The following is a 23,337-nucleotide window of genomic DNA, read 5'->3' as shown; positions in this document are numbered from 1 at the left end:
ATGTCGGCACATGTGAAAATTTCATAACAGTCTTGGCTGCGCGTTTTCCTGCTTACGATGATCATATAACCAGTTCTGAAAGCTTCTATTTCCAGTGCAGCTGTTGGAAGTTCTTCCTGATAAAAGGCATGGCCTCTTCTACGATGTGTCCGGTGCCTTTCTCAGCCTCCTCTAAGGCAAGCTCATCCATTGTCGCGGTGCGGCCCAGCCTTGCCGAGAGGTACCCCAACAGCACGACTTCGACCGCGCCCCGGGCCTGTTCCGGCGTGAATTCGGGCGGCCTGTCATTTAAAATGCAGTCGGCGAAGTGCGTGTCCTCATGGTATGCCGAGATTATGTAATACACGGGATATGCCCCGTGGTCGGCCGCTATATCGTAGTAGTACCCTTTAACCTTGGCATCCGGGTGTGATGAAAAAAGTCGCACGGGTTTTTCCCATGAGTGGTCTTCAAGAAGATGCCCCTTTGTTCCGTGCAGTTCGGTGGTGTTGTTGAGAGGATGTACGGTGGTGGACGAAAGTGTTACCTCAATCATTGCGCCGTTCTCATACTGCAGATGCATTGCGGCATTGTCCTCTCCCTTGCAATCAGGCGAATCGAGCGCCTTGCCGAGCCATGCCTGGCCGCTTTCCACCTTTCCGAGCAGCCAGTTCAAGAGGGCGAACTTGTGCACGCCCTGATCCATCAGTACGCCTCCGCCGCCCTTGTCACAGGTGAAGTGCCAGCATCCCGGGTCGAGGAACTGCGTGGCTGAACAGAAGGCGCCTTCGTACGTGCGGCCGAGGTAGACATCGCCCAGGAGCCCTTTTTCGATAGTCTCCTTGATAATGCGGTGTGCGGGCAGAAAGCGGTGGTTCTCGGCAATCATAAACTTCACCCCGGCCCTTCCGGTGGCATCAATCATGGCATCGCATTCTTCGAGTGTCGGTGCCATGGGCTTTTCGCAGAGCACGTGCTTTCCGGCGGCAGCAACGCGGGCCGTGTATTCGGCATGGAGGTAATGTGGCACGCAGATAAGCACTGCGTCTATGCCGCTGCCGAAGAAAGCTTCAAGGTCGGAATAGGGCGTGAGCTTCATGCGTTTTGCCAGAAGTGAGCATTTCTTTTCATTTACGTCATAGACCGAGACGAATTTCAGGTTCGCATCCGGCCTGTTCTTGAATGCAAGCGTATGAAAATTGGCGGCGTCTCCCGCGCCTATGACTCCGAAACGGACCTGTTCCATGTTTTGCCTCCTTCCGGTTTTAAAGTCTGCCTGGCCAGAATACCTGCAAGCAAAAGCCGGGAATCAGGCCTTTCATTGACACATTCATTTTATATCAAGTTCCACTTTTCAAGAACAACGCACCCTGTTTATAAATAACAGATGCCTGCCTGCGTTGTCCTGTTGTATTCTCTGTTTGCTGGGCGAAGATTCAGGTGATACCCGTGATGTCAATAAAATTTTGCCCGAGGAGATGTTCCCGTATCTTCTTTGATGGAAATAGCCTCTCGATGCGCCGCTTGATGTAGGAATAATCGAATTTTCCGTCTTTGGCATGAAAGCCGTAAGGTCCGTCTGTACCGAACAGGCAGCGATCATATCCAAGGAACTCGACTGCATTCCTTGTGGCATCATCACTGACATATGTCGTCTGGGAAAGATCGACAAAAATATTTTTATGATTTTTTATTAATTTCCAGGTCGAGCGGTATCCAGGGAAACCTGCGTGCGCCAGGATAAGTTTAAGTTCAGGGGCTTTTTCGGCAAGCGCCATGAAATCTCCGTGCGATCCGTATCCGGCATGTATGAGAAGGGGCTTGCCTTTGCCGATCAGCAAATCCGCAATCGGAAGCAGATTGAGAGGTTCGAACCTGTGCCAGAAGGGATGCGCCTTAACACCGATGAAACCGGGGTGGGATATCCATTTTTCAAGCTCTTTCACCTGATCGGTACCTGAATTTGGACGAACGAATACCCAGCCCAGAAAACGATCAGGCAATTTTTCGACAATTTTAAAGACCTCATTATTATCCGGGTGAGCATATATCCGATAAGCCTTTCTCCCTATTCTGATGTCTCCTTCAGGCGTGAAATTATCAATAAATATTCTCCCTGTTTTCTGTGTGGCGGGATGAAACAACAGAAACTGCAATATCCTGATCAGAGGCCTGGGCGGTTCAGGCAACGGGTCATTCAGACTGGCCATCAGGGCTGCCTTATCAATCCCGCATGCATTCATCCGGCTGATCATCTCATTGACGGCAAGGATGCGTTCATCCAGATGATAATGGCAATCAATCACGCAGGCCATCATACCCTCAACAGAGGCAGGATTCTTTTTTAAGATCGGGGTTTCCTGCGATGAAAACCTCAACCTGTTCTCGTTCTTTGTCCGTAAGCTGGGGCAGAGGCGTGTGGACACGCGGCATAACCGGGTGGCCAAGCTGCCTGAGCACCTCCTTGATGACGGCGTGCCGGGCAGCCCTGCCCGAGGCGCGGGAAGGCCTGGGCATTTGCGACATCAGCTTGAAGCCGCTCTTCTGGATAAAAGCTGGGAGAGAGAATGAATTCACAATCGGTATCATATCCAGAATCTTCTTCTGGAGCCGCCGCGACTGCTCTACGTTCCCATTCCTGCATGCATTATAGGCCTCCACAACAAGGTGCGGGGCGAAGGAGGCGACCGGGTCTATAACGCCTCGGCCACCCATCTCAATGGTATGGCGCAGCAGGAAGCCCACACCGGCAAACAGGCTGAACCCCTCGGCAGGTACCTGCTCCAGGATCCGGCGCATTTCCTTTAGGCAGAAAGCACTGACCTTCATGCCGGTGATGCCGTCGATCCTGAGGATCCGCCCGAGCTGTTCCGGGGCGAAAAAAAGGCCGGTCATCTGCGGGAAGTGATAATAGAGTATTGGGCAGGGCGCACGTCCGGCGATCTCTTTATAATATGCATATACATCATCGAACTTGAGCGGAAAATATGTCGGCAGCGCCACCAGAAGTCCGTCGAGCGGCAGCCCCTTGCAGGCGGTGAAGAAGGCAAGGGTTTCCTTCAGGCTGTAGAAACCGCATCCGGATACAAGCGGCACGCGTCCGGCATTCGCCTCGGCTGCGGATGCGATAATGTCTCGCCGCTCCTCGAGTTTGAGATATGGAAACTCTCCTCCGCTGCCCATGACAACCACTCCGTGACAGCCGGCGGCAATATAGTATTCGATCAGATGCTTCAGGCCTTTATGATCAACCTGTTCATCCTCAAAAAGAGGAGTCGGCACAACAGGAAAAACCCCTTCAAACACCATGGCTACCTCCTTATCTCGATAGAAAATCTGTTGTGATGCCTTTCTTGATGCATCCGAATCTCCCGGTTGCTGGCTGCTGTTCAATCAGTTGAAATTATCAAATGTCCCGGGTAATATAACACAAGTCGAATCCGGTCGCATCCGCCAGCGTTCTTCACGCTTATGGTGAGTGTTTTCTCATGCAATATTAAGCTGCTGACAAATTTACGCTTGCATACATATGACCCAAAATCATATATCTTTCTTATCTGATGTCGGGTCATATCTCCGGGCAGTTGGTTCCTCTGAAGGAATCCTTGACCGGGTTTTTCATCTAAAAATTAAAAGGCATAGATGTCCCGGCCACGGCGGTTTTTAAGACGGCACAGGCCAGAGATTTGACTGGATTATATCAAAAAAACAAAATTTATTTCAGGAGGTATCAAAATGAAAAAACCCAAGAGTCAGCCTATTTTCGATACAAAGGATTTCCCCATCTCCGTTGTGCGTCTGGGCTGCATAGAAGGGCTGGGTTTTGAAATGGAGGACCTTAAACAGAAACCCCTCATAGGCATTGCAAATTCCCAGACTGATATAAACCCCGGACACATGCACCTTAGAAATCTTGCGGAGAAGGTAAAGGAAGGGGTTTATGCCGGCGGCGGCATACCCATGGAATTCAATGTACCTGCACCCTGCGACGTTCTGACCGAGGGAAACAGCGGGATGCGCTTCATCCTGGCCCAGCGTGATCTGATTGCCGATATTGTCGAAACCCACTGCCGCAGCATGCAGTATGATGCCCTGGTTCTGATTGCGAGCTGCGACAAAATCATCCCGGGCATGGTCATGGCGGCGTCCCGGCTTGATTTGCCCACCATAGTCTTGACCGGAGGACCGAGTTCCTGGAAGATAAGGTTCAATCCCGAACAGAAAAAAAGGAAAAGCATATCCAACCTGGATTTTGATGACCCGTTCTGCAAAGCGGAAACTATTACCGTGGCCACATGCGGGTCGTGCGAGGTCATGGGGACGGCCAACACGATGCAGAGCATCGCCGAAGCCTTGGGCCTAACCCTCCCCGGTTCATCCAGCGTTCCCGGCTTCCATTCGAAGAAGCTGCTCTTTGCCAGAAATACCGGCAAACGGATCGTTTCGATGGTAGAAGAAGGGCTTACGATAAGAAAGATCGTGGATATGAAGGCGCTCGAAAACGCGCTCATGGTAAATCTCGCCATAGGCGGCTCCACGAATGCCGCCCTTCACATTCCGGCCATAGCATATGACCTCGGTATTAACTTCCCCATAAGCAAGTTTAACGACTTCAATGTAAAAATTCCAACGCTGTGTAAAATAATGCCCAACGGCCCCGACGGGATGATAGACTTCTTCATGGCAGGCGGCGTGCCCGCCGTCATCAAGGTTCTGGCCGATAACATCCATAAGGACGCAAAGACTGTTTCCGGACTGACGTGGGGCGATCTGATGCCTTTCTTTGAAGTCAAGGATTCCGATGTAATACCTGATAAAACAAACCCGTTCTATCCCGAGGGTGGCACCGCGGTTCTTTACGGCAACCTTTCACCAGAAGGTTCGGTCATCAAACAGTCGGCCGTTGCAAAGGACATGATGAAGTTCACCGCGCCTGCGCGGGTGTTCGAATCCGAGCATGACGCCCTTCTGGCTCTGCGCGAAAATAATGTCCGCGAGAACGAGATCCTCGTAATCAGGAACGAGGGACCGAAAGGCGGACCCGGCATGCCGGAAACGCTTGCCGTGACCATGGGACTCTCGGCTCTCGGCATCAAGAAAGCGGCCATCATAACGGACGGCCGCTTTTCGGGCGGAACCGAAGGACCGTGCATAGGCCATGTGTCGCCTGAGGCATATGAAGGGGGACCGATTGCGCTTGTGAAGGACGGCGATGAGATAACCATAGACATCCCCGGCCGGAAGCTCGAACTGCATGTCTCAGATGAAGAGCTGAAAAACAGGAAGGCCGCGTGGAAACCCGTCAGACGGGAACTGCCCGAGGGATACATCCGCAGATATGTAAAATATGTGGGTTCGGCCTCAAAGGGCGCTATTTTATCGTAGAAAATCCCGGGACACATCCGGGCGGCAGCCATGTGAGACAGCAAGGCCTTAAGCTGACATGAAAAAACAAGGGGGAATTTCATGAGTAAGAATGCAAGCTGTATTGCTGTACTTGACGTAGGCCGCACAAACAAGAAGCTTCTCATCTATGATATGAACCTGAATCAGGTGGACAGCGTCTTTGCCACCATCGATGATGTGTCACAAGGGACGGAAAACCATGAACCTGTTGAGGCCGTAACAAGATTTTTTCTTGATTCGCTGACAGATATGGCCAAGCGCTACAACATCAAGGTCATTTCCATATCGACCTACGGCGGCACTTTCGTCTGTCTGGACGAGAACGGTAACCTGGCCGTACCTGCGCTCTCAGGTTCGACCGACCCTGGCGAAGCCTTCCATACCGATTTCGACGCATTCATCGGCGACCCGCGCAACATCCAGCGCCGCATGGCCACCCCCCGCATGCCGTACCTTAGCGTGATCGCACGCGGGATATACTATGTTAAGACTCACTATCACGAAGGGTTCGCCCGTACCAGAACCATCCTCGGCCTGCCGCAATATTACGGGTTTCTCCTTACCGGAAAAACCGGAATGGACATAACTTATATTGGGACGCACACGGGATTGTGGGACTTCGAAAAGATGACCTTCTCAGAGGTAAGGGAGAGCCTCGGCGTAAAGGATCTGATACCTCAAAAAGTCTCCAATTCCTGGGAAATTCTGGGTACGCTCAAGCCGGAGATCGCCCGGCAGACAGGCTTGTCCGACGATGTTATCGTAACCATGGGCGTCCATGACTCCAATGCCGCCATGGTGCCATTTCTCATCAGGGAGCCTCATGATTTCGTGCTCGTTTCCACCGGCTCCATGTGCGTGGTCATGCATCCCGTTCCTGAACCCCGGTTGACCGAAGATGAAATCGGCGAAATGGTTTATTTTAACCTGGACGGCTTCGGCGGCGTTTTCAAAACGGCTCTTTTTGTTGCAGGGCTGGAATTTGACCTGTACATGGGATTCCTGGAGGGAACCCATGGCAGACGTGATCATCCCGACTTCAACCCTGAACTCATCGAGGATATCTTGAAGCGGGGCAATGAGTTCATCCTGCCTGCAATAGTGCCTTTCGGCATGTATATGCACTCGCCAGCGCGTTTCATCGAAGGAGATAAAATCTTTACGCTGGAGCAGGTTTTCTCAGGCCAGGGCCCTGCGTTCATTAATGATTATGAGCGGACTTACAATATCCTGATGCTAAGCATGGCACTGCATACACGAAAGGCCATGCTGCGTGCAGGCATAGCGCCCGGTAAAAGAGCCATTATTGCAGGCGGATTCTCGCACAACACGCTCTTTACCCGTCTGATAGCGGCCCTGTTCCCGGAATCGCCTGTCATGTGCACCGACCTGAACGAGGCCACAGCCCTGGGCGCCGCCATACTGGGTTTAGCTGCACATGAAGGAGTTTCACCAAAGATGCTGGCAGAAAGATTCAGCTCGCATCCGGAGCAGATTCCGGTAACCCCATTCACAGGCCTTGAGGAATATGTAGCGGCATTCGAGCGCCATATGGAAAAAACATCTCAATAGAGTTGATCTCTTAAAAGATCCGGCAGGAACTTTGTCCGCCTGTGAAATTACTGACTATTGAAACGGCAAGGCGCTGATAAGCCAGATTCTTATCAGCGCCCCGTATGTTTACGATTTGTTCAGTATAGCATTCTTAATCAGAACTTCTTATCCGCCCCGTAATACCAGTCGACGAAAGGCTGAAGTTTGATTCCCACCCACGGGTCGGTCATATATCCGTAAAGTGCCCTCATCTCTCGCCGGGTATTATTCATGGCGGCATGGTGTCCATCAACCCATGTGTTTACAGGATACTGATAATTTCCTTCGCTTGTCTGATGCCGGTAGAACCACGGATAGCTGCGCTGGGTATTCAGGAAATCTATCATCCATCCTACGGAACCCACTGCCGGGGCATCGGGATTATCTCCGAAGTATTCGATGCTGCCATGGTATTCGTTGATTTCCGAGATCATGTTCTCGTATCGCCATACAGATTCCGCCAGGTTCCCGCTTACGGCATAGATAAGATCGATCAGAGGCTGGAACTGCATCATGCGCATGCGCGGCGTGATATAGTGGTTAGTGGCTGCAAGGGCGTCTTTATAAGCCTCTTTCTGCGCGGTGAACCTGAAGCCCTTGTTGTAATAGTCCTTATATGAGCTGTAATCATCAAGCGAGAAGTCGGGTGAAGCAAATTTATCATCAGCCGGATACTCATACGCCTCGCCCCTGACCATTACACCCCGGTCTATATCTCCGCCGGCCGTCAGCTCATCTGCATCCAGTTTATCAAGTATGCTTGTATAGCCCGAATAAAGCAGCTTTATCCATTGAGGAAGGGTATCAATGCCGTCGCCGATCTCATCATCGCGCTGGTTACATACTGCACTGAGTTCCGCGCCATGACCGTAACGGATGTCGGCTTCATCCGAGGCAACGAAATATATCCAGGAAACGCCGCGCGTCGTATTCCTGACAAGCTCGACTGCTTCCGAAATATTGGAGGTCTTCTGCACCATGTCTCGCACCATGAACATGCTGCCTACACCTGGCGTTTTACCCATGAACGAGACCAGACACACATCCTGTCCGACAGAAAGTCCTTTGATATTGAGGCCTACACTCTGACCTATGAATCCGGGAACTGAAACCGTTACGAACGGATATCCCTCGTCAGGCAGATAGACAACCATGGCGGCGGCATCCTGATATATGTCCCCTGTCGAAAACATGAAGTCACGGCCGTGATAGGTTTCGCCGGTTGCAGTGGCGTTACCGCTGACAACTAATTCATTGCAACCGTAGCGAAGCAGATTGTCACTTGATGTAAAATTCTCATTCGCCTTCTCAATAAGTTCGGTTACGGATTCATCCCCGTTACTAGAAGAGTTGCTCGCTTTGACCAGTATCTTCAGAAAGGCGTTGCGGCACTCGGCGATTACCGCCTTGTTCTCATTGGTCACTTTGGCATAGCCCAGAACAGCCGCCAGGAAGAAATACGTACTGTCGACGGCCTCGTTTATTACGAGAAGATGGTTATAATCGATTTTCCTGCCGGTATTCGGGTCTGTCGTATATCCGGCGGCCTGCATACCGTCGGCGAATCCCTGCATCTCCTTGCGCAGGTTTGACGGAATGTCCTTTTTCATTAGGGCCACTATGTCGAGGATGGTATCGTACATGATGTTGTAGATTTCGTTAGCAGTATCACCCTCCTGAGGCAGATTGATCCCCAGCATGCCGAATTGCTGCAGAGCCACCCTTTTCATGTAATCGGTGAGCATGCTGTAACCCTGCTCAGGCCTCAGCGTGGCGGCCTGATATCCCATGTTGTAGGCGCTGCCGGTCAGCACCATGCAATATTTGGGAAACTGTCCGCTTGATATTCCTTTGGAATTTACACCTTCGGAGTATTTTCCAGTGTACTTCATCAGGTAACCCCTGTCACCGCCCACTTCCGTTTCTTTAATCAACTCCAGCCCCTGGTCGGCCATGATATCCTGCAACGTGGTAATTTTTGTCTGTTCTGACCCGGTTGACGAAACGCTGTCATCATCGCTTTTGGAAGCACACCCGGAAACACTCAGGAACATTCCGATGACGAGAAAGATTAACAGCCATTGTTTTCTCATTGCTACCTCCTAAGTTATCTTTTAATCTTCCCAATATGCATCACAATGCATTTATAAGGAATCAATCCCTTATGATTCACTTAAGCAAACGATCCAGCAACATTACCTTGAATAATCCTGAGGAATTTCCCCGTTTTAGGATATTCCCGGCATTTCAAAATATATAAAACCAAAAGCAAATACTATGCCCATAATTAACCATATAAGTATTTGATTGTAAAGGCGTTAGGATTTGATTCAGCGCTGTAATGCACTTTTTTTTCCTCCCGGAGGGAACTCTTTTTCCAGAATAAGAAACAATGAAGAATGTAAACAAGACTTGTTCTTTTTGATGTTTATTCCGGTTTGTGATATTTTATGGATTAATTGTTTTTGAGGAGGGGTTATGAAAAATGTCCTTGGTATCATTGTCTGCGCAGTCTTCCTTTTTTCCTGTAATGCTCCCGGCACATATAAGAAAGTAACCGATGACAATGAATTCACCATCCTGTCATACAATGTCGCCGGATTGCCGCAGGGCATTTCTTCAAGCAATCCCATAGTCAACATGCCCCAGATAGGACAGAAGCTGAACCTTTTTGATATCGCCCTTGTTCAGGAGGATTTTTCGTATCACTGTAATCTCAGGTATGGAGACGGTCATCCGTACGAATCCGAGTTTGATTCTTTCCACGGAACAGTGGGCGATGGGTTGAATTCGTTCTCTTATTGCAGTTTCACCAACCTCCAGAGGGTTACTTGGGAGGCATGCCATGGAGTTTTCGGCTATGCCAATGACTGTCTGACGCCCAAAGGTTTCATGTTCGCCCGTTATGAAATATCCAGCGGCGTATTCGTGGATATTTACGACCTGCACATGGATGCCGGCGGAGCGGATGGTGACAATAAAGCCAGAATCGTTCAGGTTGAACAGCTTATCGATAAAATAAATACCTTCTCAGCAGGCCGGGCGGTAATAGTCTGCGGGGATTTCAACATGAGCTACTCAAATGTTAACGATAACATCAACCTGACAAGACTTATTTCAAGCACAGGGCTCAGCGATGCGCGAATAGAACTCGGTATTGCGGGTGATAGGATTGACAAGGTCCTCTATCGGAGCAACAGCACGGTTTTCCTGACACCACTCGCTTCTTCGGATGAATCCGACACATTCGTTGACAGCAAAGGAAACCAGCTGTCGGATCATCAAGCCTTGAGTGTGCTGTTCAGGTGGGAAAATATATAATAAACAAGCATCCGCGCGTATTGATCTGAATAACTCCGGATATGGGATCATATGTCGAGGACAGGTCAGAAGTTCATATCGATATACATGAAAACAGCAGTCACTCTCTTTGCGCGCAACGACCTGTCCGACAGCTCATACGGTAAGGAATTGAAAACTTCATTCAGGCAAGGATAAATACCCTGAACCAGGTTTTATCTATTGCAAATACGGTGACATTAAAATCTAATGCTTGATTTATTCGCCGTAAAACTTATAATTTTTTTGAAACCATTTTCTTTTTTATAATTCATGTTCAATGACTATTTTCAAAATATATCAAGTGTCTTTATCGGTGCTTCTCTCAGGTTTCTAAAAAATGAAAGAGGAGGCGGTCATGGCAAAATTCTTTAATCTTTTTCCAATCCTGGTTGCCAGCGTTATTTTATTGTTTCCAGATAGAGCTTCTGCCCTGAATATTTCCGATCTTCCGGGTCCGGGACAAACGCTGGTAATCGAAAATGACGATGGCCTTGTCATAAAAGAAGGTGAAACGGCCATTCTCGGCGGAACTCTTTCGGTAAAAGGAAGCGTTGATGTCAAGCCTGCATTTTCTATAGAAAACAGCGGCAAGCTTTTGATGGATGACGCAACAATAACTTGCGAATACGGCTCAGTTGAAATCAAAAATAAAAGCCAGGGTATAATCATGAACAGCCTTGACTTAAGCCAGACCTTCATTGCCGGTGAGGCAGGCAGAATAACGATTGATAATTACGGCGAGATAACCTTTGTTTTTCTTGCCGGAGGGGGAAAAACCTTCTTTGAAGCTGATTCGGAAAATTCCGAAATAAGCCTGAACAACTCGGGAACAATAGATATCCCGACCGGACAACTCAAGGTCAACTGCATCAAAGACGGGGCGTTTTCATTTTCACAGCGGGCAGGGAATTTTAACATATGTAATCTTTCCGCTTCTGTATCGGGAACGAATCCTGACAAGAATACCCTTGTTTTTTATCTTTCCGGCGGTACTTTCAATGCTGGTGATGTCTCGTATGAGCTTGTCAAATCTTCCCTTATATTCTCAAGCAGCGCAGAAACCATTATCGGCAATGCACACTTTGTTCAGACCGGAACTTTCAAGGGTTCCAAACTCATAAACAACGGTTCACTCATGATTTCAAATCTTAATGTTGAATCATATATTGCAGGATTTCTTCTTGAAAACGATTCGATTCTAGAAATTTCCAATAGTTATATAAAATCTCAAGTCGATGCTTCAGGAGTTTATCCATCCGCTACGATCGAAAATAGAAAAAAATCCAGTTTCAAGAATCTTTCAGCAATAGCCAATGGATTGTCGGGAATCGTCAGACTTATTAATCATGACAATATGTTCATCGGAAATTTCAACATCAATGCAAATTACGGCGGTATGGTTCAGACGTGTTTCTCCGGCGGCGAAGCATCTACCAACAACATGAGCATTAATTCCAGCGGATATTCTCATGGGTCCCCCAGCAAGGCGGAATTAACTATCTCAGAAGGTACATTTTACAGCAACAACGTTTCAATTAATGTAACCAATGCCTTTGTGACAGTTTTAAATATGGCTGACGTTTCGATAAATAATCTTTTCATTAAAGCTTTGGGAAAAGCCGTGGCGAGAATGGGCTCGCTTGAAGGCGAAATGGTGATAACGAATTTCGACGTCGAACTGAAGGGTGACACCGAGAATGTATCCGGGCTCAACATTTGGAGTAAGGCGGTTCTGAGTTTAGAGAACATCAATGCCAGATGTGGAGATGAGGTGCCCTTTGAAATACCGATTCTTGAAAACGGTACCATTTACTCCTTCAGGTCAGACTGTTCATCGTCGACATCTGCGCTTGCTGCCGGGCCGGCGAATCCCTCGCCTGTTTCAGGATCGGTCGGCATCGATCCGGCAATGATAAGACTTTCCTGGCAGGGTGCTGTCTCGCAAGGGGGCTCGGGGACATATGATCTGTATATCTTTTACGGCAAAGAACATTCGTGTGTCATATGTTCAAGTGCAACAGCAACAGGCCTGCGTGTGGAATCATTCGTACCGGCCGGCCTTGAATACGGGACAGTATACAACTGGCTGGTCGTGTATAATGACGCCGAAGCCGGATATATTGCATCTCCTATATGGTCTTTCACGACCATGAACGATCCCTCGACAAGTTCTGAAGATGATTCCGCATCGGCCGAAGAAAGTGACGGTGGCGGCGGCGGATGTTCGTGCTTTATTACTACGGCGGTGGTCTTTGATAGTTAAAGTCCAGTTCAAATTTTAAACGGCATAAAGCTTGATTGTTTTGCCGCCTCAGGGATGCCTGTTTGTTCCGCACAGTTGTAATGTGCGGCAAAAAACGGACCCAATATCCCTGCGGAAATTGCGTTAGTTAGTAAATGGGCTTTTAGTCGATATCGCCGTAGTTTTCCGTTATCTCTCTGATAACCCTGCACGGGTTGCCTGCTGCAAAGACGTTTGGCGGAATGTCCCTTGTAACGACGCTGCCTGCGCCGATCACGGCTTTCGAGCCTATCTTCACGCCCGGGCAGATTATCGCGCCGCCGCCCACCCAGACGTCGTCGCCTATCTCAATGCCCTTTCCGAACTCCAGGCCTTTCCTGCGAATGGCCGCGCTCATGGGGTGCGTTGCGGCATATATCTGCACAGCAGGGCCGAACATCACATTGGAGCCTATTATCACTGGCGGGCCGCTGTCCAGTATTACGCAGTTGAAATTAAAGAATACCGTCTCGCCCAGCCTGATGTTGTTTCCGTAGTCACAGAAAAAAGGCGGCTCAATGAAAACGCCCTTTCCGGATTCCGGTATGAGTTCCTTTATGATCCTTGCACGCTCTTCCCACTGTTCGTCCGACGTGGCGTTGAACTTATCGATCAGGAGCCTCGCCCGCCTGCGCCCTGCAATAAGTTCTGGATCGCTTGAAATATAAAGCTCTCCGCTCACCATCTTTTCCCGTTCTCTTTTCATATCCATATCAGTTCATAATCAATTTTCAGAATAAGTTGTTACCAGCTCAATTTTGGTTATCACCGTTCACAACCTTTTTTATTTCCAGAGCCAGTTTTTCACCTGCCGTTGAACCCTTTTTATAGAATACAGGAGGTTCGCCGATCGGTGACTCGACAAAACATTCCCCGCCCGACATAATCGAGCCATAGACCTTGCCTGTCCACAGATGAACCCAGAAGCCTTCCGGCAGATATACCTTTTTGAGCGTTATTCCTTTATCCATCACAGGGGCGATAAGAAAATCAGAACCCAGCATGAACTCGCTGTCTATATCAACTGCCTTCGGGTCATCAGGAAATTCCAGCATGAGGTGCCTCACAAGAGGTTTGCCGGTTTTACCGGCTTCATCCATGAGCGTTTCCCTGTACGGTGCAAGCGCCCTGTAAACTCTAGCAAATTTTGCAAAATGGGCCATTGTTTCACCGTCGCTGTAAAACTGGATATTGTTGTCAGGCTGATTTCCTTCATGGGTCCGGTACACAGCGGTGAAGGCGTTCATTTCCATCCATCTCAGAAGCAGCTCTTTTGACCGCTTGTAGAGCGGGCCCAATGTAGTGTAGCCGCCAATGTCGCTGTGGTTGAGGCTGTAGCCGGAGATTCCGCCCGAAAGCATGCCCTTGAGTGATGAATACATCCCGTCATCACCGTCAAAGCTTACTAGCTGGTCTCCCAGCCAGAACAGCGTGCTGTACATGGGACTCTTTGTGGCCCCGCTCCTGCTGAAGAAAACTGTATCTCCTTCAAGCCCAGCTTCCCTGATCACTTCCCTGTTCAGCCTGGCCCACTCTTCTGGGTACATATTGTGATAACTCATGGCAGACACACCTGAAAGCAGTTTTGCATCAAACGGCAGTGCCTCGCCGAAATCCGCCATCCATCCCGATGCACCCGCACCGATTACCTGATCCCTGATTATGCCCTTCAACCAGTTTCTTGCTTCGGGATTCGTGATATCAACAAGTCCGGCGTCGAAACTGGTATTTTTTATCATGTAAGCTCCGCCTGAGCTGTTTCTGACCAGATAGCCTTTAAGGGCCGCTTCCTTGAAGAGATTCCTTTTATACAATGCCATTCCGGAGGCATCCTTTTTTGCTTCGACATCGGCCAGAAAGGGATTGATGTATGTGAGCACCCTTATGCCCCTGCCGTCACCGCTCAGGTCTTTTTCAGCCATAAGGGCGGCACGCATTTTATCCCAATCGGGATATTGAACCGTATCAAGCTCCCAGTTCCACCAGAGTTGTGAGCCGAAAGATGTCTTCCTTTTGCCGACCCAGTCCTGCAGCCAGAATCCGCCCATCGGAGTACCGGATTTTTTAAGGGCCTCGAACTTTTCCAGTACAGCTTTAGTCCCGCCCTGCATCCCTATTATGGCGCCTCCATTCATCCAGTCTGGAAGCTTCGGCATGCGGCCTGCATATTCAGTGAATTCCTCTATTAGCTTATAATAAGAATCACCGTTTATTATCTGGCCTGAAAAGCAGGTGCCCCAGTTTTCGATTGTAACTTCATCGTTATCTGTGAGATCGAATATTGTGATTTCATGGTTTTCAAGAAAGAGGCCCCTTAATTTCGTAGTCAGGTAAAACGGAACAGCCGTATAGGTAGAAAACCATGAGCCGCCCGAACCCGGGGCTACATAGTTTACAATAGACGTCAAAGGAAAGGCTCCTCTGCCTATCCCCTGCTCCTGAGAAACGACAGGAAATTTTCTGCCCTTGAGATTAAGGTATGTGAACTGCTCCCCGAAACCATAGAACTTTTCATCAGAACTTGATGCATAATGCAGAAAGAGCCTGTTGCACTGGCTAGCTTCGTCGCTGATCTTAACTTCGAAACCCAGCCGGTTTTGAGAGACAGGCCTTAATGAAAACTCAAAGGGGGCTTCAATTCCGTCTCCTTTCAGATGCCCACTGATTGTAAGCACACTACCGTCATATGCCGCTTTTTCGTCTCCTGCAGGTTTGAGCCTTTTCAATATCTTTTCATCAAGCCTGACCGAGCCTCTTGATTCTGTAATCTTCTCGCTAGCAACAGCCGCGGAAATGAACCCGCCGGAAGCGCTTTCCCACAGAATTTTTTGCGGATTCGCGGCATGCATTATTTTAAGTGTGTTATTTTCACTCGGATAAACCGCAATAAAATTACCCAGGGTATAGCTTTCGGCTTCATTGTGCTGAACCTGACTTTTTTTTGCCTGGGCATCAGAGATAATGATCAGAAAAAATACTATCGTAAGAAAAATAATTGTCTTTCTCATATGATCTCCTTTAGATCAGAAAGTGATTTTGTTACACAATTCTGCAGGATTCTTTACAATAAGTTCCTCCGATAGTTTTTCCAATCGGTTGCTGCTACTCCAGAAAAGAATGTTCGTCATCCGGGAAGGTACCAGCCCGGACTTCCGCTGAATAGGTGTTTACGGCGTCCGCTATGGTATCGCAAAGTTCCATATATCTTTTTACGAACTTGGGTTTGAACTCCTTGTTCATGCCGAGCATGTCCTGTATCACCAGCACCTGGCCGTCGCAGGCAACGCCTGCCCCTATGCCGATTGTCGGGATGGAAAGCTTTTCCGTGACCTTTTTCGCAACAGGCGCAGGCACGCATTCGAGCACTATGGCAAATGCGCCTGCGTCCTCAAGCGCAAGGGCGTCGTCCATAAGCCTTTGTACGGCGGAAACCCCTCGGCCCTGAACCCTGTGGCCGCCGAATGCATAGACTGACTGCGGCGTCAGCCCCAGATGCCCCATGACCGGTATGTCGGCCCTGATGATTGCCTTGACCTGCTCGATCACACGGATGCCGCCCTCGAGCTTTATTGCGCCGGCGCCGCCTTCCTTAAGGAACCTCCCGGCGTTTCTGAGGGCCTCTTCGACGCTTACCTGATAAGACATGAAAGGCATGTCGCCCACAATGAGCGCCTTGGGTTTTGCAGCCGCAACGCACTTCGTATGATATATCATCTGATCCATGGTGACAGGGATTGTGTTGTCATAGCCCGCAATGACGCCCCCTGCCGAATCGCCCACAAGGATTATATCGACATCGGTCGAATTAAGAATGCGCGCCATAGTGAAGTCATAGCATGTCACCACGACAATGCGTTTTTTACCTTTGCTCTGGACAACATCGAGTACGCTGACTGTCTTTTTCATAAGACCCTCCTTTAGAGGCATTCTTCCAGATTATACTATCACAATAAGACAAAAGAGCACAGATGATAAGAATGGGAATCAGGCCTGAAAGCCCCGGCACACCGATGATGCGCCGGGAATTAAGGCCTTTGTATGACGAACTTTATGACGCAAAGCTTTCTTCAGGGATCTCCAGGTTGGACATGTCTTCTTTCTTGATGCCTTTCACAATGCCTTCGATTTCAGGCAGAACATTCCTGATGAAGAATTTGGCGGCGTTTATCTTGCCGATATAAAATGCCGCATCCTTGCTTATTTTGGCAAGCTGCGCCGTATCTGTAACGCCCTTCTCGGCGGCGATAGCAGAGAGCTTCTTCTCTGCAATGCCCGCCTGCCAGAATATGAACCATGCAGAGACAACCTTGCCCATGAGCATAAGGAACGGGTATGCATTATTGACGGGAATGAGGAATTTGCCTTCTTTGCCGCACTTTGCAAAGAACATCGCCATCTCGGCCAGAGTGTTTACACCCGCCTGAACGTCATCGGCCAGGTCCTTAAGGCCTTCCGTATCCTTGAATTTTGCAATTGTGGCGTTCATCTCGCCCAGAAGCCCCATGAAATACGTGCCTTTTTTCATGCCGAGCTTGCGGCCGATCAGGTCGAGCGCCTGTATGCCGTTTGCTCCTTCATAGATGGAGGCGATCTTTTCGTCTCTGAGGAACTGCTCCACAGGGTATTCGGCGCAGTATCCGTATCCGCCATAGACCTGCATGGCGGTCTCGGTGACCTTGAATGCCACATCCGAACAGTAGGCCTTGCAGATCGGCGTAAGGACCTCGGCCAGCCCAAGCCACTTATCCATTTCCTCGGCGTTTTCGGCCACAAGGCACCTGTCGAAACAGTATGCGATGAAATAGCCAAGTGCCCTCATGCTCTCGACATTCGATTTCATCCATAAGAGGTTGCGCCTGACATCGGCATGCTGGATGATCGGAACCCTGGGGGCTTCAGGATTTTTCATTTCCAGCAGGGAAGAGCCCTGGAGCCTGTCCTTGGCATACTGAAGCGCATGGAGATATGCGATGGACGCGCTTGCAATGCCCTGCATGCCGACAGCAAGGCGTGCCTCGTTCATCATCTGGAACATGATCTTCATGCCTTCCCTTTCTTCGCCCAGAAGTTCGGCATAGCATTCGTTGTTGTCGCCGAAATTTATTAGGCATGTGGCGCTGCCGTGGATACCCATTTTCTCTTCGATATTGGCGATCTGGTAGTCGTTGCGTTTGCCTGGGGTACCGTCTTCGTTCAGTATGTATTTCGGCACTATGAATATCGAGATGCCCTTTGTGCCCGCCGGGTCGCCTTCGATCCTTGCAAGCACAGGGTGGATGATGTTTTCCGTAAGGTTCTGATCGCCAGCGGTTATGAATATTTTCGTTCCCTGAATCCTGAAAGTCCCGTCAGGCTGGCGGATGGCCTTTGTGGTCATATTGCCGAGGTCGGTTCCCGCACCGGGCTCGGTCAGAACCATGGTACCGCCCCACTGGCCTGCAAGCATCTTGGGGATATATTTATGCTTCTGCTCCTCGGTTCCGTAGGTCATGATCAGATGGGCCGCACCTTCGCAGGCGAACGGATAGCAGATAAATGCAAAGTTGTGGAAAAACCATTCCGTTGCCGCAGTCCTTACCGTTACCGGTACGCCCTGTCCGCCTTCTTCCGGCGGAAAGCTCATTCCTATCCAGCCGCCTTCGCAGAAGAGCTTGAACACCCTTTCAAAGCATTTGGGGACATAAACCTGCCCGTTCTCAAGCCTGCATCCTTCCTTGTCGCTTTCCGCAAGCGTCGGAAAAATCTCCTCGACAGCCATCTTCTGGGCCTCTGCAAGCATCATGTCGAACATGTCCTTTGAAAAGTCGGCGAACCTGGGCTTTTCACAAAGCTTCTCCACATCGAGCATTTCATAGAGTATGAACTGCTGATCCCTTTCATCAAGAATCATTTGTGCCATAGAATACCTCCCTTATAAGTATATGAAGGTGCATTATTATAAATTCAGGCAGGCATCGTCAATCAGGATGTGCTAAATAAAATACATGCATCTGAAAAAACTGACATTGAGACCTCAAGATTATCCGGTAAAGGATATCTATCCCTTCAACCTGGATGTTTTCAAGATGTCGCCTGCGCTCGAATTCGATACGAAGATCACGTTTTTCTGCGGTGAAAACGGCTCGGGAAAGTCCACTTTATTGAAGGCCGTCACAAAAAGATGCGGTATCTATATATGGAAGGAATACGGCAAGACGCGGTTCGACTATAATCCATACGAAGATGAGCTTTACCGCTATATAGATATCGAATGGGCTGACGGTAAAAAACCTGGCGCCTATTTTTCGGCGGAATCCTATGAGCATCTTGCAACAATCATCGACGACTGGGCAAGCTGCGACCCAGACCTGCTTGATTATTTCGGCGGCAAATCTCTCATCACACAGTCTCACGGCGAATCCTTCATGTCGTTTTTCAAATCCCGCTACAGGATCGAAGGTGTTTATTTCCTCGATGAGCCGGAGACGGCTCTTTCGCCCAAAAGACAGATAGAATTCCTTAGGCTGCTTACCCTGATGAGCGCCGACGGCCATGCCCAGTTCGTAATAGCAACTCATTCTCCGATCCTTTTAAGCTGTCCCGGTGCTAAGATCATAAGCTTCGACGGCGAGAAACTTGAGCCCATTCATTACGAGGAAACCGATTATTACAGAATTTACAGGGACTTCCTTCTGGACAGGGAAAAATATCTTAAAGACCTTGACGGGTAGGGAAGGAAAATTATTTTTTGCAGTTCAGGCAGCTGTTGACTATTGAACAAAGCCTTTCTACCTGTTCGGCGGATACAGTATGGATGACTTTTGTCTTTTTTGAGAGTGTGACCGTGATATTATATGTCCTGAAAGCCTTCCAGCATGCTTCACATGATTCGATATGTCTTTTGAAATCCTCGTGAAGGTCTTCGGAAAGTTCGGAATCGACATATTCACAGAGTAGTTTCAAATAGTGTTCGCATTTCTTTATTCCGTCCTTCACGAATACCTCCTCAGATGCCTTGAAAGCTTATCCCTCAACATAAGCCTTCCCCTGTGGAGCCGCGATTTGACCGCAGGTAGTGAAAGTTTCATGGCCTCTGCGATCTCTTCGTTCTGAAGCCCTTCCACGTCCTTCATGATCACGATCGTGCGAAGCGTCTCGGGCAGCCTGTCTATTGCCTGCCTCACTATCTCCCTGCTCTCGTCGGATAAAAGTATGTCATCGGGCAGGTCTGCCAGATCCTGCAAAACACCTGAGCCGGCCTCGACATCGTCAACCGGCACAAGGTCCTTGTGTTTTTTTTCTTTTCTGAGATATCCGTATGCCGCGTTCGCCGTCACCCTGTAAAGCCAGGTCGAGAAATAACTCTCGTTCTCAAGGGTCGCTATCTTTGAGATCACGGTAATGAAGACCTCCTGCATGATCTCTTCCGCAGCGCTGCTGCTCCGTGTAAGCTGATAGGCAAGGCTGTATACCCTGGATGAGTATTGCCTGACAAAATCCTCCACTGCGGTATTGTCACCGCTCTTTATCCTCCTTACGAGTTCTGCTTCGTTTATCTTGTTTTTTGCCTTACCCATTTAGATAATTTTTATAAGGAATTGGATTTAATTTCATTCCATGAAAGTATCAGGCTGCGGGCGGCCTTCACCTCGTCAACCCTTGCAACAGGCGTCATAAGTGGTCTTGCATGGAACGATTCCGGATCGGTCTTTGCGAGTTCCGCTATTTCCTTCATGGCTTCCGCAAACCTGTCGAGTTCGGCAAGAGACTCGGTCTCGGTAGGCTCGATCATTATCGCCCCGGGAACGACGAGCGGGAAATATACGGTAGGCGGGTGGAACCCGTAATCCATAAGAGCCTTCGCCATATCCATTGTGCTTACATGTGCGTCCTTCTGATTCTTGTCGGAGAGTACGAATTCATGCAGCGTGGGCGTTTCGTAGGGCAGATCGAATATTTCTGAAAGCTTCTTTTTAAGATAATTCGCATTGAGCACCGCCGTTCTCGAAGCCTCGCATATGCCGCCGGGGCCTATGCTGACGATATAAACAAGCGCCTTTATCAGCACGCTTACATTTCCCAGAAACGAATGGACCCTGCCGATTGATTCGGGTGCGTCATAGCTCAGGACAAAAGGCTTATGCGGTTCATGCACGATTCTCGGCACAGGGAGAAATTTCTCCAGTTCCTCGTTTACAAGCACTGGCCCCGCTCCGGGACCTCCGCCTCCGTGCGGCGTTGAAAAGGTCTTGTGAAGGTTGACATGCATGCAGTCCACACCCATGTCTCCGGGTCTGGCCATACCCATTATGGCGTTCAGGTTCGCACCGTCCATATAAAGATATGAACCGTTGGCATGCAGGAGGTCTGCTATCTCTCTTATCTCCTGCTCGAATATTCCCAGCGTGTTAGGGTTGGTGATCATCAGCGCCGCGACTTCGGGAGTAAGGTGCTCTTTGAGCGTTTTCGCTTCAAGATAACCTTTTGGCCCGGAAGGAATGTTTTTTATCTGAAAACCTGCAATGGCGCATGATGCCGGGTTTGTTCCATGCGCCGTATCGGGGATGAGGACAAGAGATCTCTTTTCACCCTTTGACGAAATTGCCTTTTTTATAATGAGCATCCCGGTAAGCTCGCCGTGTGCGCCGGCCGCAGGCCAGAGGCTGCAGCCTTCCATCCCGCATATATCTGTAAGATAGCGCTTGAGCGCGGCAAGCGCCCTGAGCACATTGCTCATGGCAAACCTGTCGGCAGGGTGCTTTTCTGCAATGCTTTGTGCGATTGCCTCGGATATCTTGGGGTTGTATTTCATGGTGCAGGAGCCTAGAGGATACATGCCCTGGTCGACCCCGAAATTCCTGCGGGAGAGCCTTGTAAAATGCCTCACCGCCTCAACCTCGGAAACATCAGGTATTTCGGGCTGTTCCGGTGCAATGAGACCTGAAAGGTCATCCGGTACCCCCTGACCAAAAGGCTGCGGTGTGACACGTTTGTTTTTTCCACGGGCACTGATAAATTTCAGGACCGGTTCCGTTATTTCCGGAAAAGTGCTTACAGATTTTCTATCAGGCATCGCAATTCCTCTTTTGAATTTGCTTCGGTCACCGTTACAAGAACCGCTTCAGGCATTTCCGGATAACAGCTCTGTATTTGTATGCCGGGTGTTATCTCTGCATTTTCGAGCTCAATCACCTTTTCCTCGCTCATTTTTATAACAAACTCGTTGAAATACGGAGCGCTGAACAAAGCACCATAGCCTTTACTGGCAAAAATTTCCGCCAGGAGCCTTGCCCCCCTTGCGCTTTGAACTGCTACGGTCCTGAGTCCGGCAGGCCCCATGGCTGCCAGGTATATGGCTGAGCGCGTTGCACACAATGCCTGATTGCTGCATATGTTGGATGTGGCCTTTTCCCTCCGGATATGCTGCTCCCTGGTTGAAAGGGTGAGACAGAATGCTGGGTTTCCCGCAGCATCCTCAGTAAGCCCCACAATCCTTCCGGGCATTCGCCGGACATTGTCCTTTTTCACGCACATAAATCCCAGCATCGGCCCGCCGCCGCTTGTCGGATTGCCGAAGGATTGGGCATCTCCCGATACAACGTCGCAACCCCAGATGCCCGGTTTTTTCAAAAGTCCAAGGGAAACGGCATCTCCCGTCACAATGCCCCAGAATGCCGTATGTTTTGCAACTGATGAAACCTCATCCATCGGCTCTATTATTCCGAAATAATTCGGATTCTGAATGAAAAAAGCCGAGTCGTTACCCGACATATCCTTAAGGGCCTGAAGGTCAATCTGACCTGATCCGGCATCGTATGGGACTTCTTCAATAACGACCTCGAAGTTTGCCATGTATGTTTTCAGTACGGCCCGGTATGAAGGATTTACAGTCCTTGCAACAAGTATGCGTTTGACATCTTTTGCCCTGACAGCCATCATTACTGCCTCGGCAAGGGCGGTAGCACCGTCGTACATGGAGGCGTTCGCCACATCCATTCCCGTGAGGGAGGCCATCATGCTCTGGTATTCAAAGATTATCTGGAGCGTTCCCTGGCTTATCTCGGGCTGATAAGGCGTATATGCGGTATATATCTCCTGCCTGGAGGCGATCATATCGACGATTGCAGGAATATGATGCCGGTATATGCCCCCTCCGGCAAACAAGGCCTTTGAGAAATTTCCCTGCGGAATCCGTTTTATCGTTTCCTCATCCAGCGGCCCCGGTATTTTCAGCCTTTGCCTGAGACGCAATTCTTCAGGTATCATGGAGAAAAGCTCTTCCTCATCGCTGATTCCGATTGCTTTGAGCATCAGGGCTCTTTCTTCAATACTGTGCGGTATGAATGACATTATTTTGCCTCTGATTTGACATATTCTCCGTAAGCCGCTGCATCCATAAGCGTCCCCGCCTTCTCAGGTTCATCCATCAAGATTACGGCCATCCATGCTGACCCGTAGCAGTCCTGGTTAACAAGTTCGGGCGTATCGGACAGGGCTGTGTTTATTTCAACTATCTCGCCCGAAACCGGCGTGTATATGTCGGATACGGCCTTCACCGATTCTATGGTACCTATCGTATCGCCTGATTTAAGTTTCGTGCCAACGGCCTTGACCTCGACAAATACAATGTCCCCAAGTTCTTTCTGAGCATAATCCGTTATTCCGACCCTCAACCTGCCGTTTTCTATTTTCCCCCACTCATGGTCTTTTGTGTATTTGAGATTATCCGGAATATTCATATTGTTCCCCCTGCCGGT

19 protein-coding genes are annotated in these 23,337 nt (G+C 49.3%); 6 read left to right on the top strand and 13 right to left on the bottom strand.

Annotation, left to right across the window (positions count from 1 at the left end; translation table 11 throughout):
- Positions 1 to 85: 85 nt before the first annotated feature.
- The 3 genes from VIS94_04650 to VIS94_04640 all read right to left on the bottom strand — a co-directional run bounded on the left by VIS94_04650 (position 86) and on the right by VIS94_04640 (position 3,288).
- Positions 86 to 1,225 (bottom strand): Gfo/Idh/MocA family oxidoreductase, encoded by a 1,140-nt coding sequence (locus VIS94_04650; GenBank protein ID HEY9160357.1) that lies wholly within the window; start codon positions 1,223 to 1,225, stop codon positions 86 to 88.
- 190 nt (positions 1,226 to 1,415) lie between these two features.
- Positions 1,416 to 2,294 (bottom strand): amidohydrolase family protein, encoded by an 879-nt coding sequence (locus VIS94_04645; protein HEY9160356.1) that lies wholly within the window; start codon positions 2,292 to 2,294, stop codon positions 1,416 to 1,418.
- A gap of 7 nt (positions 2,295 to 2,301) precedes the next feature.
- On the bottom strand, positions 2,302 to 3,288 hold the full coding sequence (locus VIS94_04640; GenBank protein ID HEY9160355.1) for a dihydrodipicolinate synthase family protein: 987 nt from the start codon (positions 3,286 to 3,288) through the stop codon (positions 2,302 to 2,304).
- Positions 3,289 to 3,714: 426 nt separating this feature from the next.
- On the opposite strand from VIS94_04640, the gene ilvD reads away from it, so the two are divergent.
- Positions 3,715 to 5,364, top strand: a complete 1,650-nt coding sequence (ilvD, locus tag VIS94_04635) for a dihydroxy-acid dehydratase (GenBank protein ID HEY9160354.1) — start codon at positions 3,715 to 3,717, stop codon at positions 5,362 to 5,364.
- An 81-nt stretch (positions 5,365 to 5,445) separates the two neighbouring features.
- Entirely contained in the window at positions 5,446 to 6,957 is a 1,512-nt protein-coding gene (locus VIS94_04630; protein HEY9160353.1) for an FGGY family carbohydrate kinase, read from the top strand.
- 137 nt (positions 6,958 to 7,094) lie between these two features.
- Here VIS94_04630 and VIS94_04625 read toward each other — a convergent pair whose 3' ends face one another.
- Positions 7,095 to 9,071: a hypothetical protein gene (locus VIS94_04625; GenBank protein ID HEY9160352.1), complete on the bottom strand. Its 1,977-nt coding sequence runs from the start codon at positions 9,069 to 9,071 to the stop codon at positions 7,095 to 7,097.
- 385 nt (positions 9,072 to 9,456) lie between these two features.
- Here VIS94_04625 and VIS94_04620 point away from each other — a divergent pair, with 385 nt between their 5' ends.
- The 3 genes from VIS94_04620 (at position 9,457) to VIS94_04610 (ending at position 12,583) form a co-directional block, all read left to right on the top strand.
- The gene (locus tag VIS94_04620; protein ID HEY9160351.1) at positions 9,457 to 10,299 is read left to right on the top strand and encodes an endonuclease; all 843 of its coding nucleotides are present in this window, start codon (positions 9,457 to 9,459) and stop codon (positions 10,297 to 10,299) included.
- 51 nt (positions 10,300 to 10,350) lie between these two features.
- Positions 10,351 to 10,476, top strand: a complete 126-nt coding sequence (locus tag VIS94_04615; GenBank protein ID HEY9160350.1) for a hypothetical protein — start codon at positions 10,351 to 10,353, stop codon at positions 10,474 to 10,476.
- A 199-nt stretch (positions 10,477 to 10,675) separates the two neighbouring features.
- Positions 10,676 to 12,583 carry a hypothetical protein gene (locus VIS94_04610; protein ID HEY9160349.1) on the top strand — a complete coding sequence of 636 codons (1,908 nt, stop codon included), beginning with the start codon at positions 10,676 to 10,678 and terminating at the stop codon, positions 12,581 to 12,583.
- A 142-nt stretch (positions 12,584 to 12,725) separates the two neighbouring features.
- On the opposite strand, the gene VIS94_04605 is transcribed toward VIS94_04610, so the two are convergent.
- From VIS94_04605 to VIS94_04590, 4 genes are all read right to left on the bottom strand, one after another.
- Positions 12,726 to 13,307: a sugar O-acetyltransferase gene (locus VIS94_04605; GenBank protein ID HEY9160348.1), complete on the bottom strand. Its 582-nt coding sequence runs from the start codon at positions 13,305 to 13,307 to the stop codon at positions 12,726 to 12,728.
- Positions 13,308 to 13,353: 46 nt separating this feature from the next.
- Positions 13,354 to 15,609 carry an alpha-glucosidase gene (locus tag VIS94_04600; protein HEY9160347.1) on the bottom strand — a complete coding sequence of 752 codons (2,256 nt, stop codon included), beginning with the start codon at positions 15,607 to 15,609 and terminating at the stop codon, positions 13,354 to 13,356.
- A 94-nt stretch (positions 15,610 to 15,703) separates the two neighbouring features.
- Positions 15,704 to 16,507 carry a 3-methyl-2-oxobutanoate hydroxymethyltransferase gene (panB, locus tag VIS94_04595; protein HEY9160346.1) on the bottom strand — a complete coding sequence of 268 codons (804 nt, stop codon included), beginning with the start codon at positions 16,505 to 16,507 and terminating at the stop codon, positions 15,704 to 15,706.
- A 142-nt stretch (positions 16,508 to 16,649) separates the two neighbouring features.
- Complete coding sequence (locus VIS94_04590) at positions 16,650 to 18,500, bottom strand: acyl-CoA dehydrogenase (GenBank protein ID HEY9160345.1); 1,851 nt, start codon at positions 18,498 to 18,500, stop codon at positions 16,650 to 16,652.
- An 85-nt stretch (positions 18,501 to 18,585) separates the two neighbouring features.
- Here VIS94_04590 and VIS94_04585 point away from each other — a divergent pair, with 85 nt between their 5' ends.
- Positions 18,586 to 19,311 carry an AAA family ATPase gene (locus VIS94_04585; protein HEY9160344.1) on the top strand — a complete coding sequence of 242 codons (726 nt, stop codon included), beginning with the start codon at positions 18,586 to 18,588 and terminating at the stop codon, positions 19,309 to 19,311.
- A gap of 10 nt (positions 19,312 to 19,321) precedes the next feature.
- Here VIS94_04585 and VIS94_04580 read toward each other — a convergent pair whose 3' ends face one another.
- The 5 genes from VIS94_04580 to gcvH are packed head-to-tail and all read right to left on the bottom strand — an operon-like array spanning position 19,322 to position 23,319.
- Positions 19,322 to 19,576 carry a zf-HC2 domain-containing protein gene (locus VIS94_04580; protein HEY9160343.1) on the bottom strand — a complete coding sequence of 85 codons (255 nt, stop codon included), beginning with the start codon at positions 19,574 to 19,576 and terminating at the stop codon, positions 19,322 to 19,324.
- Entirely contained in the window at positions 19,573 to 20,157 is a 585-nt protein-coding gene (locus VIS94_04575; GenBank protein HEY9160342.1) for a sigma-70 family RNA polymerase sigma factor, read from the bottom strand. The genes VIS94_04580 and VIS94_04575 overlap by 4 nt, the downstream gene beginning before the upstream one ends.
- A gap of 11 nt (positions 20,158 to 20,168) precedes the next feature.
- A complete protein-coding gene (gcvPB, locus tag VIS94_04570) occupies positions 20,169 to 21,653 on the bottom strand; it encodes an aminomethyl-transferring glycine dehydrogenase subunit GcvPB (protein ID HEY9160341.1) in 1,485 nt (494 codons plus the stop codon).
- Positions 21,632 to 22,930, bottom strand: a complete 1,299-nt coding sequence (gcvPA, locus tag VIS94_04565; GenBank protein HEY9160340.1) for an aminomethyl-transferring glycine dehydrogenase subunit GcvPA — start codon at positions 22,928 to 22,930, stop codon at positions 21,632 to 21,634. The genes gcvPB and gcvPA overlap by 22 nt, the downstream gene beginning before the upstream one ends.
- Positions 22,930 to 23,319 carry a glycine cleavage system protein GcvH gene (gene gcvH / locus VIS94_04560; protein HEY9160339.1) on the bottom strand — a complete coding sequence of 130 codons (390 nt, stop codon included), beginning with the start codon at positions 23,317 to 23,319 and terminating at the stop codon, positions 22,930 to 22,932. Before gcvH ends, gcvPA begins: the two co-directional genes overlap by 1 nt.
- Between the last annotated feature and the right edge of the window lie 18 nt (positions 23,320 to 23,337).

This window comes from Desulfomonilia bacterium (genome assembly GCA_036567785.1).
In the GTDB taxonomy this organism is placed as follows: domain Bacteria; phylum Desulfobacterota; class Desulfomonilia; order UBA1062; family UBA1062; genus DATCTV01.
This window is presented reverse-complemented; position numbering and strand designations above follow the sequence as displayed.

Coding starts and splice junctions, on each gene's coding strand:
- VIS94_04640 (HEY9160355.1), bottom strand. CDS start 3,288: ATGGTGTTTGAAGGGGTTTTTCCTGTTGTGCCGACTCCTCTTTTTGAG.
- VIS94_04575 (HEY9160342.1), bottom strand. CDS start 20,157: ATGGGTAAGGCAAAAAACAAGATAAACGAAGCAGAACTCGTAAGGAGG.
- VIS94_04650 (HEY9160357.1), bottom strand. CDS start 1,225: ATGGAACAGGTCCGTTTCGGAGTCATAGGCGCGGGAGACGCCGCCAAT.
- ilvD (HEY9160354.1), top strand. CDS start 3,715: ATGAAAAAACCCAAGAGTCAGCCTATTTTCGATACAAAGGATTTCCCC.
- VIS94_04645 (HEY9160356.1), bottom strand. CDS start 2,294: ATGGCCTGCGTGATTGATTGCCATTATCATCTGGATGAACGCATCCTT.
- gcvPB (HEY9160341.1), bottom strand. CDS start 21,653: ATGCCTGATAGAAAATCTGTAAGCACTTTTCCGGAAATAACGGAACCG.
- VIS94_04590 (HEY9160345.1), bottom strand. CDS start 18,500: ATGGCACAAATGATTCTTGATGAAAGGGATCAGCAGTTCATACTCTAT.
- VIS94_04605 (HEY9160348.1), bottom strand. CDS start 13,307: ATGAAAAGAGAACGGGAAAAGATGGTGAGCGGAGAGCTTTATATTTCA.
- gcvPA (HEY9160340.1), bottom strand. CDS start 22,930: ATGTCATTCATACCGCACAGTATTGAAGAAAGAGCCCTGATGCTCAAA.
- panB (HEY9160346.1), bottom strand. CDS start 16,507: ATGAAAAAGACAGTCAGCGTACTCGATGTTGTCCAGAGCAAAGGTAAA.
- VIS94_04585 (HEY9160344.1), top strand. CDS start 18,586: ATGCATCTGAAAAAACTGACATTGAGACCTCAAGATTATCCGGTAAAG.
- VIS94_04620 (HEY9160351.1), top strand. CDS start 9,457: ATGAAAAATGTCCTTGGTATCATTGTCTGCGCAGTCTTCCTTTTTTCC.
- VIS94_04625 (HEY9160352.1), bottom strand. CDS start 9,071: ATGAGAAAACAATGGCTGTTAATCTTTCTCGTCATCGGAATGTTCCTG.
- VIS94_04615 (HEY9160350.1), top strand. CDS start 10,351: ATGTCGAGGACAGGTCAGAAGTTCATATCGATATACATGAAAACAGCA.
- VIS94_04630 (HEY9160353.1), top strand. CDS start 5,446: ATGAGTAAGAATGCAAGCTGTATTGCTGTACTTGACGTAGGCCGCACA.
- gcvH (HEY9160339.1), bottom strand. CDS start 23,319: ATGAATATTCCGGATAATCTCAAATACACAAAAGACCATGAGTGGGGG.
- VIS94_04610 (HEY9160349.1), top strand. CDS start 10,676: ATGGCAAAATTCTTTAATCTTTTTCCAATCCTGGTTGCCAGCGTTATT.
- VIS94_04600 (HEY9160347.1), bottom strand. CDS start 15,609: ATGAGAAAGACAATTATTTTTCTTACGATAGTATTTTTTCTGATCATT.